The 15,787-nt window shown below is 67.6% G+C and carries 12 protein-coding genes and 1 riboswitch; of the genes, 7 read left to right on the forward strand and 5 right to left on the reverse strand.

The genetic code is table 11. From position 1 onward, the window contains the following. Positions 1-87 precede the first annotated feature (87 nt). The 4 genes from QO033_RS11990 to QO033_RS12005 form a co-directional block, all read right to left on the reverse strand. Positions 88-888, reverse strand: a complete 801-nt coding sequence (locus tag QO033_RS11990; protein ID WP_284481211.1) for an SDR family NAD(P)-dependent oxidoreductase — start codon at positions 886-888, stop codon at positions 88-90. A 106-nt stretch (positions 889-994) separates the two neighbouring features. Beyond that, on the reverse strand, positions 995-2,092 hold the full coding sequence (locus QO033_RS11995; protein WP_284481212.1) for a C4-dicarboxylate TRAP transporter substrate-binding protein: 1,098 nt from the start codon (positions 2,090-2,092) through the stop codon (positions 995-997). 40 nt (positions 2,093-2,132) lie between these two features. Next, positions 2,133-3,443 (reverse strand): TRAP transporter large permease, encoded by a 1,311-nt coding sequence (locus QO033_RS12000; RefSeq protein ID WP_284481213.1) that lies wholly within the window; start codon positions 3,441-3,443, stop codon positions 2,133-2,135. A 1-nt stretch (position 3,444) separates the two neighbouring features. Then, entirely contained in the window at positions 3,445-3,966 is a 522-nt protein-coding gene (locus QO033_RS12005) for a TRAP transporter small permease (RefSeq protein ID WP_284481214.1), read from the reverse strand. A gap of 689 nt (positions 3,967-4,655) precedes the next feature. On the opposite strand from QO033_RS12005, the gene mtlD reads away from it, so the two are divergent. Then, positions 4,656-6,881, forward strand: coding sequence for a bifunctional mannitol-1-phosphate dehydrogenase/phosphatase (mtlD, locus tag QO033_RS12010; protein ID WP_284481215.1), 2,226 nt, complete (start codon positions 4,656-4,658; stop codon positions 6,879-6,881). A gap of 90 nt (positions 6,882-6,971) precedes the next feature. On the opposite strand, the gene QO033_RS12015 is transcribed toward mtlD, so the two are convergent. Next, entirely contained in the window at positions 6,972-7,955 is a 984-nt protein-coding gene (locus QO033_RS12015; RefSeq protein ID WP_284481216.1) for a TauD/TfdA family dioxygenase, read from the reverse strand. Positions 7,956-8,208: 253 nt separating this feature from the next. Between QO033_RS12015 and QO033_RS12020 the strand changes: the two genes are divergently transcribed. From QO033_RS12020 to QO033_RS12045, 6 genes are all read left to right on the forward strand, one after another. Next, entirely contained in the window at positions 8,209-8,811 is a 603-nt protein-coding gene (locus QO033_RS12020) for a TetR/AcrR family transcriptional regulator (protein WP_284481217.1), read from the forward strand. Between the two features lie 69 nt (positions 8,812-8,880). Further along, positions 8,881-9,110: riboswitch (cobalamin riboswitch) on the forward strand. Positions 9,111-9,205: 95 nt separating this feature from the next. Beyond that, entirely contained in the window at positions 9,206-9,568 is a 363-nt protein-coding gene (locus QO033_RS12025) for a DUF1636 domain-containing protein (protein ID WP_284481218.1), read from the forward strand. A 6-nt stretch (positions 9,569-9,574) separates the two neighbouring features. Continuing rightward, positions 9,575-10,609 carry a cobalamin biosynthesis protein CobW gene (gene cobW / locus QO033_RS12030; protein ID WP_284481219.1) on the forward strand — a complete coding sequence of 345 codons (1,035 nt, stop codon included), beginning with the start codon at positions 9,575-9,577 and terminating at the stop codon, positions 10,607-10,609. Between the two features lie 137 nt (positions 10,610-10,746). After that, a complete protein-coding gene (gene cobN, locus QO033_RS12035) occupies positions 10,747-13,992 on the forward strand; it encodes a cobaltochelatase subunit CobN (RefSeq protein ID WP_284481220.1) in 3,246 nt (1,081 codons plus the stop codon). Next, entirely contained in the window at positions 13,989-15,155 is a 1,167-nt protein-coding gene (gene cobG, locus QO033_RS12040) for a precorrin-3B synthase (protein ID WP_284481221.1), read from the forward strand. Before cobN ends, cobG begins: the two co-directional genes overlap by 4 nt. Continuing rightward, positions 15,156-15,785: a precorrin-8X methylmutase gene (locus tag QO033_RS12045; RefSeq protein WP_284481222.1), complete on the forward strand. Its 630-nt coding sequence runs from the start codon at positions 15,156-15,158 to the stop codon at positions 15,783-15,785. Positions 15,786-15,787: the final 2 nt, after the last annotated feature.

Genomic DNA, 15,787 nt, shown 5'->3' on the forward strand with positions numbered 1-15,787 from the left:
CCGCACGCCGCGGGCAAATCCACATAGACCCCAAAAAAAGGCGCCCCGCACCGGGGCGCCTGCAGAGCCGTCATGGCCCTCTCTTCCTTACATCGACAGGAACCCGCCATCGACCGGCAGCATCACGCCGGTGACGTAGGACGACTGCGCCGAAACCAGGAACAGCGCCGGGCCAACCAGCTCTTCGGGTTCACCGAAGCGACCGAAGGGGATGTGTTCATAGTATTTCTTAACCGTCTCCGGGTTCGATCGGGTCGGCAGCGTCATCGGCGTGGCGATCACCCCCGGCGCGATGCCGTTGACCCGGATGCCGAAGGGCGCCAGTTCTGCCGCCAGCGTCTGGGTCATCAGCAGGACGCTGCCCTTGGACATGCCGTACCCAACCCCGCCGGTGGTGGAGCGGAAGCTGGCGATCGACCCGAGGTTCACCACCCGGCCGCGCGTCTGCTTCAGCTGCGGCAGGAACGCCTTGACCATCTGCACCGAACCCATCGCGTTGACCGAAAGCTGGGCCTCGACCGAGGCGACGAAACCATCGTCGTCGGTCAGAACCCGGCGCACGATGCCGGCGTTGTTGATCAGGATCGAAGCCGGGCCGACCTCGCGCGCGACAGACTCGGCCAGCGCGTCGCAATCCGCCATCGTCGAAACATCGCCGGTCATGCCGACGATATCGCCGCCCTCGGCGCGGATCGCCTCGACCGTTGGCGCCAGCGCCTCGGCATCGCGGTCGGTCGCCACCACCCGCGCCCCGCAGAGCGCAAGACCGCGGGCGATCGCCGCGCCGTTGCCCATGGCGGCGCCGGTGACCACGGCGATATCCGATTTCAACATCCCCTTGAATTGCCCGATATCGAGCCTGCTGTCGGGCTGGGCGTCCTCTGCCATGATCGTTCTCCTTCTGCAGCTGGACTTTAGCGTAAAATGCCCCGCCATTCGCAACACCGAACGGCGGGGCCCTGGGAGCGGCCCCGCGCGGGGGCCGGATCAGACCTTACTGGGCAAGCTTGCTCATCAGGTGTTCCCGGATCAGCGCCGCCACGGCGGCATCGTCGGTCCGGTCGATCTCGTCGAGCCGTGCGCTCCAGGTCTTCTGCAGCTCGGCATATTCGTCGAAGATCTCCTGCGCATGCGGCACGTTGGTGGCGTTGCTGACCAGATTGGCGATGAACTCTGCCTTGAAGCCGTCGATATGCTCTTCCAGACCGGCGCTGGCATCATGCAGGCTGATGTTCTTCGCCTTGGCGTCGTCGAAGGCCGCGGTCACCGACTGGTCGAATTCGAGCTGGGTGCGGGCCAGCGCCAGCGCCATCTCGTCCTTCAGCAGCGCGCGCTCCTCGTCCGAGAACCGGCCCCAGCTGTCCTTGTTGAACACCCAGTTGGCCCCGGTCACCACCCCCAGCGGCACCACGGTCATATCGGTCACCACTTCGTTGAAGGAGGCGGTGATCATATTGGTGGGGTCGGCCAGGATACAGTCGAGCGAGCCGCGCTGCATGCCACTGTAGGCATCGCCGATCGGCACCGAAACCGCGGTGGCCCCCAGCGAATCCGCCAGCCCGGTGAAGGCGGCGCCGGCGGTGCGCATCCGCTTGCCCTTGGCTTCCTCCGTCGTCGTCACCTCGGTGTTGCACATCATGTTGTAGACCGGGGTCGAGAAGGCGCCGGTGAAGACGACGTTGAACTTGGCCCATTCCGCCTGCGCGTCCGGGTTGGTGAAGTTCAGCTCGCTATAAGCCAGCGCCACGGCGAGCGAGTCGTCGGCGACGAAGCTGGCGCTGTTCAGGAATGCCTGGATCGGCAGTTCCGCCGGGGTGTAGGACGGGTAGACGAAGCCGACATCAGCCACCCCGTCGCGCATGCCGTTGATCGTGGTTTTCGCCGGCAGCAGCGACCCACCATAGTGGATATCGAATTTCATCTTGCCGCCGGTGGCCTCGCGCACCCGGTCGAACATGCCGGCATAGGCATTCTTGGCCTGCGGATAGGTGGCCGGCAGATAGATGCTGGCCTGATAGGTGGCCGCCGCCGCCGCGCCGGCCCAGACCGTCATGGCCATGGTCGCCGCGAGAGAGAGTGTCTTGACCTTCATTTCGTGTCTCCTCCAATGAAAGTAAGGGGTCAGTATCGTGTCAGTGCGTGAGGCCGGGCAGCCACAGCGACAGGATCGGGAATGCGATGATGAGCGCCAGCGTCAGGATGTCGGACAGCAGGAAGCCGAAGGTGCCGCGAAAGACCTGGCCCAGCGTGACCTGATCTCCCATCGCGCCCTTGACGACGAAGATGTTCAGCCCCATCGGCGGCGTCACCATTCCCATCTCCAGCAGCTTGACGGTGATCACCGCGAACCAGACCAGATCGATCGAATAGTGTTCCAGCACCGGCGCCAGCACCGGCAGGGTCAGAAGCATGATCGACACCGGCTCCAGAAAGCAGCCCATCACCAGATAGAGGACCGAGATCGCCAGGATCACGCCCAGCTGGCTGTGGATGTGCATCGCCACCAGGTCCGAGAAATAGCTTGCCAGACCGGTCAGCCCGAGAAGCCGCTGGAACAGTGCCGCGCCCACCACGATGATGAAGATCGAGGCGGTGCCGGTCGCGGTCCGCTTCAGCGCGTCGCGGAACCCTTCGAGGGTGAAGGACCGGCGCACGATGGCCAGCAGGATCGTCAGCGCCGCGCCGATAGCGCCTGCCTCGGTCGGGGTGAACAGCCCGACGAAGATGCCGCCGATGACGCAGAGGATGATCAGCGGCAGCGGCCAGACGTCACGGAAGGCCTCGCGCTTTTCCTCGGCCGAAATCTCTTCGCGCACCCGCGGCGCCAGCGACGGCTGCAGCGTCACCCGGATGGTGATATAGAGGATGAAGACCACGGCCGAGAGCACGCCGGGGATCAGCCCCGCCAGGAACAGCTGGTTGATCGATTCCGACATGGTGATGCCGAAGACGATCATCAGGACCGAGGGCGGGATCAGCGCGCCGAGCGTGCCGGCCGCCGCCACCGAACCGGTGGCCAGCCCGGGATGGTATTTCGCCTTCAGCATCTCCGGCACCGCGGTGCGCGAGAACGCGGCCGCCGTGGCGACGCTGGACCCGCTAGCCGACGCGAAGAGCGCGGCCGAGATCACCGTCGCCGAGGCCAGCCCCCCGGGCAGCCAGCCCAGGGTGATCCGGGCGGATTTGAACAGGTTCTTCGTCAGCTCCGACGAGGCGGCGATATAGCCCATCAGCAGGAACATCGGGATCGCCGACAGGTTCCAGTCGCCGACCATTTCGAACGGCACCGCCTTGAGAACGCCGAGCCCCGCGTTCAGGCTGATCGAGGCCCAGATGCCGCCAAAGGCGACCGCCCCCATCGCGATGCCCACCGGGACCCGGATGGCCACCAGCAGCAGCACGATTCCAACGCTGATTGCGCCGATGAGTTCGCGTTCGGTCATTTCAGAAAGATCCCGCAGTATGATGATCAGAAGGTTTCTGGCCGGTGACGAGCATGCGGATCGCGATGATCAGCTTGGCCGCGGCCACGGCGGCCGCCAGGATCAGCCCGATCGGCATGAACACCCGCGCCGGCCAGATCGGCACATCCCAGGTGCCGGTGACATATTCGCGCACCTCGAAGGCCTCTATCGCGACCTTGAAGTAGAGCCAGCCCAGCAGCGCATAAAAGGCGGCGCCGAGGATATAGGCGACGATATCGAAGAGATCCTTCATCAGGTCGGGCACCGCATTGCGCAGCGCATCGACGGCGATGTTCTCGTCCAGCACCTCGAGCAGGGCCAGCGGCAGGAAGATCGTCGCCACCATCAGATAAGAGGCGACGATCGCATCGATGCCGGGAAGCGCGATATTGAAGATCGCGCGCATCAGCACGTCCGAGGTGACCAGCACCAGCATGATGATAATGCCGATCCCGGCCAGCCCGGTCGCGGCCCTCGACACAAGCCTCAGGACACCAAACATGTTCTCTCTCCTCCCATACCGGCAGTCTTCGATGCGCACCGACGCCGCCTGCCGGTCGTTTTCCCCGATGCCACTGGGCTACGGGGCGGCGACATCGGGGTCTGGCCCCTCGCGCCGGCACCCGGGCTCTGCCCCGGCACCTGGTCCGGCTTCCGCGTTCGTATCGACGAAAGCATGGGGGATTGTGCCGTCACATTCTGTCGTCACCGCGAACGACAAATTTTTCCCTTCTGCTATCGCCGCCCTCCCCCCGCCGGATCGGGCGCGTCGACATGTCCACAGGGTAACACAGTTGCCGGCCCTTCCCCCGCCCGTGCCCGGCCCTGTGCCCGTTTTCCCGGCAGGGTTGTCGAAATCCACGCCCGGGACGGCCTTTCCATTGGGTGAAATTTGACAGACCAGCGGGCGCTCGTTACCGTTAACAGGCTCATTCGGCACAGCTTTGCCGACGGGCGGAGCGTTTCGGGTCCGCGCCTTCCGGCGATCGCGCCCCTGCCTGCATTGCCGCGCTCTGCCTGCGACGGACCTCTGGTCTGTCCCAATTCATCTCACGCAGGCCGGCCCCGCCGATGCGCCGGGCCGAAACACAATCCACCGAGGACGACCGCCCACCCGCAGGGAGGAGCGAGGGCGTTTTATCCTCAGCCTTGTCACAGGGAGGAGCCATGTGAGGACAAACAGGACACATAATGATCCATTTCGGCCAGAAACCGATTCACGCCGTCATTTTCGACATGGACGGGACGATGTTCGACACCGAACGTCTCCGGTTCGAAACCATCCGCCAGGCCTCTCGCGAGCTGACCGGAACCGCCATCGCTGAAAACACGCTGATCGGCTCGCTCGGGCTCAGCGCCAAACGGGCCGAAGCGCTGGCCAAGGCGCATAACGGTGCCGATTACCCCTATCACGAGATCCGCGCCCGCGCCGACGCGCTGGAACTGGCACATGTGCGCCGCCACGGCGTACCGGTGAAACCCGGGCTTTACGAGGTGCTGGAACGGCTGCGCCGCAGCGGCCTGTCGCTGGCGGTCGCCACCTCCTCGCGCCGCGCCATTGCCGAGGAATATCTGATCAACGCCAACGTGATGAAATACTTCGATATCACCGTCTGCGGCGATGAGGTCGAAAGCGGCAAACCCGATCCTGAAATCTTCCTGCGCGCGGCGGCGGAGCTGGGCTGCGCCCCGGAGGTCTGCCTGATCATGGAGGATTCCGAGAACGGGCTGCGCGCGGCCGACAGCTCCGGCGGGCTGCCGGTCTACCTGCGCGACATCAAGGACCCGCCCGAAGCGATCCGCGCCCGCGCCTTCCGTGGCTATCAGACCGCGATGGAGGGGTTTCTGGAGGACCTGCGCGAGGTCACCCCGGCATTATCGGTGCCGGCGCTGACCGATCCCTTTCCCGACACGCTGAACGATCACAAGGTCGGTATCCACGGCTTCGGCGCCATGGGTGGCGGCTATCTGGCGCAGATCTTCTCCCATTGGGACGGCTACACCCGTCCGTCGGAGATCATCGGCGTCACCGGCGATGCGATCCTGCGCGATCTGGTCAATGCCTTCGGCCGCTACACCGTGCGCTATGGCGGCCGGGCCTTCGACCAGACCATCGAGAACGTGCATCTGATCGACAGCGCCGACGAGGCTGCGGTCTGCGACATGTACCGCGCGGCGGCGATCATCGGCCTCAGCATGCCCGAAGGCGCGATCCGGCACCAGGCGCCTCTGATCGCCAAGGGGCTGCTGGCCCGGCATCGGGCCGGCGGTGGCGCGCTGGTGATCCTGACCATCGTCAACAAGGTCTCCGGCGCGCGGTTCATCCGCGATGCGATCGAGACCGCGCTGCGCCGTCTGGCCCCCGATCTCTGCGACGAGATCATGGCCAAGACGCCGGTGCCGGAAACCGTGGTCAGCCGCATCGTGTCGCGGATGTCGCGGCAGGCGCTGATGCGGCAGGCTAGGATCAAGCTGAAGATCTTCGACGAGCTGTCCCGCCCCCCTGCCGCGCCGATGGCATCCTCCTCCGACATGCCGGCGGCGCTGGCCCAGGCGACCCGGCGGCTGCACCGCGCGGCGGAGACCGCCCGGGCAGTCGATCAGCTGTCACTGGTGCTTTACCACAGCGAACCCGACATGCCGCTCTATGCCGAGGCCGGGCCGCAGATGCTGACCCGGCTGCGCCAGGTCCATACCGTCGACGACATCCATATGGTGCAGATGATCAAGAACCGGCTGTGGAACGGCACCCATGCGATTATCGCTTGGTACGCCCGGCTGCTGGGCCACGACACCATCGGCCAGGGCATGAGCGACCCGCGGGTCGAGGCGCTGGTCGACCGGCTGCTGGGGACCGAGATTCAGCCGGCGCTGCTGGCCGAATTCCCCGCCGCCAAGGATCTGCTGCCGCGTTTCGTCGACACCTTCGTCAGCCGCTGCCGCAGTTCGTTCAAGGACGGCACGACCCGGGTCGGCCGCGACCCGCTGCGCAAGCTGCAGCGCCGCGAACGGGTGTTCGGCAATATCGACATGGCGCGCCGGCACGGCCAGCCGACCGAGGCGCTGGAATTCGGCGCCGCGCTCGGGCTGCTCTATGCGCTGCGGATGGATCCGCCGGACAAGGAGTGCCGCACCATTCAGGAGGTGTTCGCGCGCAACCGGCGGATCGAGGATGTGCTGACCTATGACGGCCCCTATCACGGTGCGCCCTATCCTGGGCTGAAGGCCGGGGCCGATGCCGCCCTGATCGCCCGTATCGCCCGGCATTTCAGTGCCCTGCAATCAGGTGACACCCAACACTGGAACTGGCCGCTGCACTGGGACGCGGCAGAGACGGACACCGCCGCCGGAGAGACCGCTGCCGTCGCCGCGCGCCCCGGGACGACAGCCGCAGCGCTGGAAGCCTCCGCCGCCTGAACCACCCCGATCTGGCCCGATCTGGCCCATAACCCGATCCCGGGGACGCTCCGGCCGCTCAATCGGCCGGAGCGTCCCCGGGATCGGGGTTCAATAGGCGCCTTCCGGGATCTGGAAGCCATTGCGGCCGGGGAATTCGGGCGCCAGTTTCCGGGCGTTGGGCATCTTGACCCAGAGCCTCAGCAGCCGGCGCATCCGCTCCGGCTCCTCGAAATCCTCGAAGGCATTGCGCGAATGCAGCACCGCATAATTATTGGCGAATTGCAGATCGCCCGGCTCCAGCATCATGTCCAGCCGCATCCGGTCCATGGCGATGATCTCGTCGAACAGATCCAGCGCCTCGTTCTCCACCTGCGACAGCGGCGCATTCATGATCTCATGCCCCAGTTCCAGATACTGCCGCAGATACCGGCAGCTGAGCTTGCCATCGTGAAAGCTGAAGATCGGCGACAGGCTCGGCATGTCTTCGCACAGATGCGAGAAATACCACGGCCGGTAATAGAGGCCGAGAAATTCCCGGTGGTTTTCCAGGATCTCGTTATAGATGCCGGCGACCGAGATCAGGCTGCTGAGCCCGCCTTGTTTCGCCTTGCGGATCGACAGCAGCCCGACCACGTCTGACGGGTCCGAGTGATAGGGCAGATAGAGGTTGGTCTCGTAGACCCGGGTTTCCTTCTTGCTGGCATCGCCCACCGCCATGACCTCGCCGATCAGGTCGCCGCGCGGGTTCTGGCCGACCGGCTGCCCCATGTGCAGCCCAATGGCCCAGTAGATCGTGTTGATCTGAATGTCGCTGTAACGCTCCACCGGCAGGCCGCGCAGGACACAGAAGCCGCGGCCGTTTTCCAGCTCGTCCGAACAGCGGGCCAGCTCTGCCTCAAGCGGCCCCAGAGGGAAATCCGCCTTGGTGAAATGCGGAAAGCTCAGCCCGCGCGCCTCCAGCCCGGCCAGTGCCGTGTCGATCGCCGCCACCGCCTCCGGGCTCAGCGGATGAATCCAGCTGTTGTCGGCGTCGAAATCCTCCGCCACCCAGGCCGCGGGAGAGGTGATTTTCTCGGTCAGAATGATGCTCATCAGGGGTCCTTTCTCGGGCTTCGGGTGCGGTGGCGGAGCGTCGCTGGCTCGGGCACATGCGAATCTCCATACCATCTGGTATAGACTTTGCGAAGACCCGCCGCGCCGGTCAATCCCCTTGTCCCGGAGCCGCACTCCGGGGCGCCTTCGGGACCCGCAGGCTGGCGCGGCGCGGATGCAGCGGCTACAAAGCGCCGGGGACAGCGGCAGGACCGCCGGCCCCGGACCCAGGACCGCAAGGCGAGCGCAGCAGATGACCGACCCCGCAGACCGCGACCCGCCCGCCGCCGGCACCGGCCGGATCAAGGCAGACCGGCTGTCGCCGCAGGACTGGTTCGACGCCGGCATTGCGCTGGTGGCCCGCGACGGTCCCGCCGGGCTCCGGATCGACAAGCTCTGCTCCGCAATGAAGGTCACCAAGGGCAGCTTCTACTGGCATTTCCAGGACCGGCAGGACTTCCTGCTGCAACTCTTCGACCATTGGCGCCGGCGGGAGACCACCGGGCTGATCGAACGGGTCGAGGCGCTCTATTCCGACCCGGTGGCGCGGATCTGGCATGTGGTCGAATTCGTCACCCTCGGCAGCTATGATGTCGGCGCCGAGGTGGCGATGCGGCAATGGGGGCACGGCGATGCCCATGTGCGCCACGGGCTGGAACAGGTGGATGCCGAACGGCTGGGCTTTTTCAGCCGGCAGTTCGAGGCCTGCGGCTTCGCCCCGGACGCCGCCCGGACCCGCGCGATCTCGGTCTATGCCTTCACCCTCAGCTGCGGCTACATGCTGACCGGGGAAAGCCCGGAGGCGCTGGAAACCCGGCTGCGTCAGGGGCTCGATCTGCTGCTGGCCCCCGCCTGACCGCGCCTCCCACACCGGTACCGTTTCCGCGAACCACCTGTGCCCGCTTGACAATTCCCCGGTCCTGGGATCAGGTGCAGATCTGCTGGTTCCTGTCCCTGACAGGCGAAGAGGGAATGCGACAGGTCCGCCGCCCGCACGGGTCCGGACCGAAGCGCAGCCGCCCCCGCGACCGTGACCGGAGAGGTCGTCCAACCACTGGCCGAGAGGCTGGGAAGGTGGGCAGACCGCTGGAGTGCCAGCCCTGGCTGTGCTCCTGAATCCGCAAGCCGGGAGACCTGCCAGCATCGTGATGTAACGGGCGAACGGGGTGTTTCGCGACCGGCTATGGGCTGTTCCATTGTCGGGCGCCCCTGCTGGCCTTTCCCCTTTTGCCGCTTTTCGAGAGGGGACCATGGCCAGGGTCACGATCACCGTCTGTACCACCTGTCGCCGCGGCCAGCCGGACGCTGCGGACAGCCCGCGCCCGGGCACCCGCATGCTGCAGGCCCTGCAGGCCGCCGATTTGCCTGACGGGGTGGATCTGCGCCCTGTCGCCTGCCTGTCGGCCTGTTCGCGCGGCTGTGCCCTCGCGCTCAGCGGCGGCGCCGAACGCTGGACCTATATCTATGGCGATCTCGACCCCGACGCGGATGTCGCCGACATCCTGCAAGGCGTCACCGCCTATTCCGCCACCGACGACGGGCTGGTGCCCTGGCGCGACCGTCCGGTGATCTTCCGCAAACAATCCATCGCCCGCCTACCGCCGCAGGAGTAACCGCGCATGTCCGATCTGTCGAAAATCCCCGTCACCGTCGTCACCGGCTTTCTCGGCGCCGGCAAGACCACGCTGATCCGCCACCTGATGGCCAACCCGCAGGGCAAGCGGCTGGCGGTGCTGGTCAACGAATTCGGCACCGCCGGCGTCGATGGCGATATCCTGCAGTCCTGCGCCGATGAGAATTGCCCGGCCGAGAATATCGTCGAGCTCGCCAATGGCTGCATCTGCTGCACCGTGGCGGATGATTTCATCCCGACGATCGAGACGCTGATGGCGCTGCCGCAAAAGCCAGATCATATCCTGATCGAAACCTCCGGCCTCGCCCTGCCGAAACCGCTGCTGAAGGCCTTCGACTGGCCGGCGATCCGCTCGCGCATCACTGTCGACGGGGTGATTGCACTGGCCGATGCCGAAGCGGTGGCCGCCGGCCGCTTCGCCCCCGATGTCGAGGCGGTCGAGGCGCAGCGCGCCGCCGATGACAGCCTGGACCACGAAACCCCGCTGTCGGAGGTTTTCGAGGATCAGATCGCCTGCGCCGATATCGTGCTCCTCTCCAAGGCCGATCTTGCGGGAGAGGCTGGCCTTGCCGCCGCCCGCGCGGTGATCGAGGCCGAGGCGCCGCGCAAGCTGCCGGTGCTGCCGATGACCGAAGGGGTGATCGACCCGCGCGTGGTGCTGGGGCTGGAAGCGGCGGCCGAGGATGATCTTGATGCGCGCCCCTCGCATCATGACGTCGTCGACGATCACGAACATGACGACTTCGACAGCATCGTCGTCGATCTGGGCGAGATCGCCGATGTCGCGGCGCTGGAGGCGGCGATCCTCAGGCTTGCCCGCGATCAGCATGCGCTGCGGGTCAAGGGGTATGTCGCGGTGGCGGGCAAGCCGATGCGCCTGCTGGTGCAGGCGGTGGGAGAGCGTCTGCGCACCCAATACGACCGCCCCTGGGGCGATGCGCCGCGCCGGTCGCATCTGGTGGTGATCGCGGAGCACCACGACATCAACGAACCGGCGATCCGCGCCATTCTGGGGGCCTGAGGCAGGATGATCGGGCACCGCCTGTTTCAACAGACCACCGCAGCATCGCACCCGACACCGAAGGGGGGCGGGGTCGGGCGCGGTCCGGATCGCAAGCGACCCGGTGTTCCCGGCATGACTGCACGTGGTGCCCTCTGATGCACGTCGTCTTCCGCGAAAGTCACGGGCTGGAGGAAACCGACACCCCGCAGGATCTGCGCCAGAGCCCGGCCGATCTGCTGGTGCTGTCCTTCTCCGACAGCGATCTCGGCGCCTTCGCGGCGGGCTGGAAACGGGCGGCGGGCGGGCTGCCCTCGCTGCGACTGGCCAATCTGGCGGCGCTGCGTCATCCGCTGTCGGTCGACACCTATGCCGAGCAGACGCTGCGGGGCGCCAAGGGCGTGCTGGTGCGGTTGATCGGCGGCGAAAGCTATTGGCCCTATGGGCTGGCAGTGCTGCAGGACATGGCACGCCGTCAGGGCATCGCGCTGGCGATCCTTGCCGCCGATGGCCGCCCCGATCCGCGCCTTGACGCGCTCTCCACCCTACCGACCAGCACGCTGCGCCGCCTGCAGACGCTCTGCGACGCCGGCGGTGCAGTGGCGGCCCAGGCGGCGCTGGCGCAGCTTGCCCTTTCCGCCGGCCTCTATGCCGGTCCCGTCGCCGGCGCCAAAACGGTGCCCGAAGCGGGCTTCTATCGCCCCGGCCTTGGCGTGGTCGCGGCGCCCGAGCGGGACGAGCGGCCGCTCGCCCTTGTCACCTTCTACCGGTCCTACCTCACCTCCGCCGATACCGATCCGATCGACGCGCTGATCGCGGCGCTGGAGGCGCGCGGGTTCACCGCCATCGGCGCCTTTGCCCCCAGCCTGAAGGAGCCCGGCGCCGCCACCTGGCTGCGCACCGAGATCACCCGCCTCAAACCCGCCGCTATCGTCAACGCCACCGCTTTTTCTGCCAAGGGCGGCGATGGCGCGCCCTCACCGCTCGACGCCGGCGCCTGCCCGGTGCTCCAGGTCGCCCTTTCCACCGCCGAGCGCCGGCACTGGGCAGAGGCCGACCGCGGCCTGTCCCCCGCCGATCTGGCGATGCATGTGGTGCTGCCGGAGGTCGATGGGCGCATCTTCGCCGGAGTGGTCAGCTTCAAATCCGCCGGCGCCCGCGATCCCGATCTGCAATTCGCCCGGCTCACCCACCGGCCCGAACCCGACCGCATCGCCGCCGTCGCCGACCGCGTGGCGGGCTGGCACCGGCTGGCAACGCTGCAGCCAGCCGACAAGCGGCTGGCGCTGGTCCTGTCGACCTACCCCGGCAAAGCGCATCAGCTGGCCCATGCGGTGGGGCTGGACGCGCTGGCGTCCTGCCACGCCATCCTCTCCGAGCTGCGGGAGACCGGTCACGACACCGCGCCCCCGCCCGACCTCGGCCACAGCCTGATGATCGAGAGGCTGAGCTGGCCGGTCGAGGCCTACCTCAAGGCGCTCACCGCCCTGCCGCAGGCGTTGCAAGACGATCTGACCGCCGCCTGGGGCGCCGCAGAGGACGATCCGGCAGTGCGTGATTGCGTCTTCGATTTCGCCGCGATCCGAAGCGGCACATCGGTGATCGCGCTGCAACCGGAGCGGGGCGCGGTTCAGGTCCGCGCCGACGATTATCACGACCTGTCGCGCATCCCGCGCCATTCTTACGTGGCCTTCTACCTCTGGCTCAGGACGCGGGCCGATGCTCTGATCCATATCGGTGCCCATGGCACGCTGGAGTGGCTGCCGGGCAAATCCGTCGCCCTGTCGCCCGCCTGCTGGCCCGAGGCGCTGATCGGCGATCTGCCGGTGATCTATCCCTTCATCGTCAACGATCCCGGCGAGGCGGCGCAGGCCAAGCGCCGCGTCGGCGCCGTCACCCTCGGCCACCTGCCGCCGCCGCTGGCGCAGACAAAGCTGCCCGCAGGACTGGGCCGGCTGGAGCATCTGCTCGACGAATATTCCACCGCCGACGGGCTGGATCCTGCCCGCCGCGACCGGCTGATCGCCGATATCCGGGCGGAGGCGCAGGGCACCGGGGTGGAGGACGATCTGGGCCTTGGCCCAGACACCTCCGCCGCCGAGGCGATCACTCGCATCGACCGGTTCGTCTGCGACATCAAGGAAAGCCAGTTCGGCGAGGGGCTGCATGTCTTCGGCACAGGTGAGTGCGGCGCCGAGGAGCGCGCCGGGTTGCTAGCGGCGCTGGCGGGCCGTTTCGTGGCGCCGGGTCCCTCCGGCTCCCCCTTCCGGGGGCGGGCCGATGTGCTGCCCACCGGGCGAAACCTTTTCACCACCGATCCCCGCGCGGTGCCGTCGCGCGCCGCCCATGCCCAGGGGGTGAGGTTGGCCGAGGAGTTGCTGCGCCGCCACCTTCAGGATCATGGCGATTGGCCGCGCGGGCTGATCGTCGATCTCTGGGGCTCGGCCAGCATGCGCACGGCGGGCGAGGAATTCGCCATGGCGCTGCACTTGGCGGGGCTGGCGCCGACTTGGGACGAGGGGTCCGAACGCGTCAGCGGGGTCGAAATCATCCCCCTGACCCTGCTGAACCGCCCCCGGATCGACGTGACGCTCCGGGTCTCGGGCTTGTTCCGCGATGTCTTCCCCGGACTGGCGCAGATGTTCGAGACCGGGGCACAGGCACTGGCCGCGCGGGAGGAGACGGCGGAGGACAATCCCTATCTCACCCGCATCCCGCGTGTCTTCGGGCCAAGGCCCGGGGCCTATGGGCTGAACATGGGGGCGGCGTTGGAGGATTATGGCGACGAGGGCCGCGCCCTGGCAGCAGAGGCATGGATCAGCGCCTCCTCTCACAGCATCGATGTAAAAGGGAACATCTCCCCGGACCGCCCGGCGCTGGAGGCCCGGGTGCGGCAGGCCGCTGCCTTCGTCCACCTTCAGGATCTGACAGAGACCGATCTGCTGATGGCCGCCGATTACGCCGCACATGAGGCAGGGTTCGCCGCCGCCAGCGCCGCGCTCGGAGCCCCGGCCCCGGCGCTCTATCATCTCGACGCGACCCGCCCCGAGGCCCCCCGCGCCCGCGCCTTGGGCGAGGAGATCGCCCGCGTCACCCGGGCGCGCGCCGCCAATCCCGACTGGGCCACGGTCATGATGCACCACGGCTTTCGCGGCGCGTCGGAAATCGCTGCGACGCTCGATCATCTGGCCGCCTTCGCGCATCTGGCCGGGGTGGTGCCGGCGCATCTGTTTGATCTCTATTTCGACGCCACGCTGGGGCGTGCCGATCTGGTGGACTTCATGGGGCGCGAGAATCCACAGGCATTGCAGGCGCTGCGCGACCGCTTCCGCGCGCTGCAGGCGGCAGGCCTCTGGATCACCCGGCGCAACTCCATCGCCGCGGCACTGGAGGGGGCGACATGAGCGATCCGGTCATACAGGGCTGGTGCCCCGGTGCACTGCGCCCGATGGCCTCGGGCGACGGGCTGGTGGTGCGCATCCGCGCGCCGCACAGCCGGCTGACCCCGGAACAGGCGCGCGGCCTGGCCTATCTGGCAGGCCGATACGGCAACGGGCTGATCGACCTGTCGGCACGGGCCAACCTGCAATTGCGCGGCATCGGCCCGGCCAGCCATGCCGCGCTGATCGACGGGCTGCGCAGCTTGGGTCTGGTGGATGGCAGCATCGCGGTCGAGACCCGGCGCAACATCCTGCTGACACCGTTCTGGACGCCCGGGGACGCCAACGACCGCATCGCCCGTACCCTCACCGCCACGCTGATGCAGGAGGCCGCCCCCGATCTGCCCGGCAAGTTCGGCTTCGCCGTCGATTGCGGCCCCGCGCCGGTACTGACTGAGACCCCCGCCGATATCCGGCTGGAACGCGGCGCCGACGGCGGGCTGATATGCCGCGCCGATCACGCGACGCATGGCGCGCGGGTCACCATCGCCACCGCCGCCAGCACCGCGTCGAGCCTAGCGCGCTGGTTCCTCGACAGCGGCGGCGCGCCAGAGGGGCGCGGGCGCATGGCGCGGCATCTCGGCCGCGGCGCCGTGCCCCCCGGCCGCTTCGGAGAGGCCGCCATGTCCCCGGCCCAAACCGTGCCCGACCCCGGCCCCTGCCCCGGGGGTGTGCTGGTGGCGCTGGAGTTCGGCCAGATGCGGGCCGAAACGCTCACCTCCCTCGCCGATCTCGGACCGCTGCGGCTGACGCCCTGGCGCATGCTGCTGATCGAAGGCGCCGGGATAGCTCCGGCACTCCCCCGGTTGATCGCCGATCCCGAAGACCCACGCCTGCGCATCTCCGCCTGCACCGGCGCGCCCGGTTGTCCGCAGGCGCTCGCCGCCACCCGGACACTCGCCCGCGTGCTGGCACCGCATCTGCCGGCGCACCAAAGGCTCCATATCTCCGGCTGCGCCAAGGGCTGCGCCCACCCGGGCCCGGCACCGCTGACGCTGGTCGCCACTGGCCCGGATCGCTTTGACCTGACCCGCCAGGGCCGCGCCAGCGATCCGCCCGCCCGCCGCACTCTCAGCCACGAAACACTGACCTCCCATCCCGACCTTTTGACCGACGAAGGCCCCTGAATGCCCCACGTTTACGAAACCGATGGCGCCGCGATCTATGCCGAGAGCTTCGCCACCATCCGCGCCGAGGCCGACCTGGCCCGCTTCACCCCTGAGGAAGAGCCGGTCGTCGTCCGCATGATCCATGCCGCCGGTCTGGTCGGGCTGGAACGGGACGTTGAATTCTCTGCCGGCGTGGCAGAGGCCGCGCGCGCGGCGCTTCGGGCCGGGGCGCCGATCCTCTGCGATGCGCGCATGGTGTCGGAAGGCATCACCCGCCCGCGCCTGCCTTCCGACAATGCGGTGATCTGCACCCTGCATGACCCGAAGGTGCCGGAGATGGCCAAGGCGATGGGCAACACCCGCTCTGCCGCAGCACTTGAGCTGTGGCGGCCGCATCTGGCCGGCGCCGTGGTGGCGATCGGAAATGCGCCGACCGCGCTGTTTCACCTGCTGAACATGCTGGAGGATCCCGCCTGCCCGCGTCCCGCTGCGATCATCGGCTGCCCCGTGGGTTTTGTCGGTGCCGCTGAATCCAAGGCCGCCTTGATGGCCGATCTGCCCACCCCCGCCCTGATCGTGCGCGGACGGCTTGGCGGCTCGGCTATCACCGTCGCCGCCGTCAACGCGCTTGCCAGCCGAAAGGAATGACG

It is taken from the genome of Pseudodonghicola flavimaris (assembly GCF_030164425.1).
Classification (GTDB): Bacteria; Pseudomonadota; Alphaproteobacteria; order Rhodobacterales; family Rhodobacteraceae; genus Pseudodonghicola; species Pseudodonghicola flavimaris.

Coding starts and splice junctions, on each gene's coding strand:
- QO033_RS11990 (WP_284481211.1), bottom strand. CDS start 888: ATGGCAGAGGACGCCCAGCCCGACAGCAGGCTCGATATCGGGCAATTC.
- QO033_RS11995 (WP_284481212.1), bottom strand. CDS start 2,092: ATGAAGGTCAAGACACTCTCTCTCGCGGCGACCATGGCCATGACGGTC.
- QO033_RS12000 (WP_284481213.1), bottom strand. CDS start 3,443: ATGACCGAACGCGAACTCATCGGCGCAATCAGCGTTGGAATCGTGCTG.
- QO033_RS12005 (WP_284481214.1), bottom strand. CDS start 3,966: ATGTTTGGTGTCCTGAGGCTTGTGTCGAGGGCCGCGACCGGGCTGGCC.
- mtlD (WP_284481215.1), top strand. CDS start 4,656: ATGATCCATTTCGGCCAGAAACCGATTCACGCCGTCATTTTCGACATG.
- QO033_RS12015 (WP_284481216.1), bottom strand. CDS start 7,955: ATGAGCATCATTCTGACCGAGAAAATCACCTCTCCCGCGGCCTGGGTG.
- QO033_RS12020 (WP_284481217.1), top strand. CDS start 8,209: ATGACCGACCCCGCAGACCGCGACCCGCCCGCCGCCGGCACCGGCCGG.
- QO033_RS12025 (WP_284481218.1), top strand. CDS start 9,206: ATGGCCAGGGTCACGATCACCGTCTGTACCACCTGTCGCCGCGGCCAG.
- cobW (WP_284481219.1), top strand. CDS start 9,575: ATGTCCGATCTGTCGAAAATCCCCGTCACCGTCGTCACCGGCTTTCTC.
- cobN (WP_284481220.1), top strand. CDS start 10,747: ATGCACGTCGTCTTCCGCGAAAGTCACGGGCTGGAGGAAACCGACACC.
- cobG (WP_284481221.1), top strand. CDS start 13,989: ATGAGCGATCCGGTCATACAGGGCTGGTGCCCCGGTGCACTGCGCCCG.
- QO033_RS12045 (WP_284481222.1), top strand. CDS start 15,156: ATGCCCCACGTTTACGAAACCGATGGCGCCGCGATCTATGCCGAGAGC.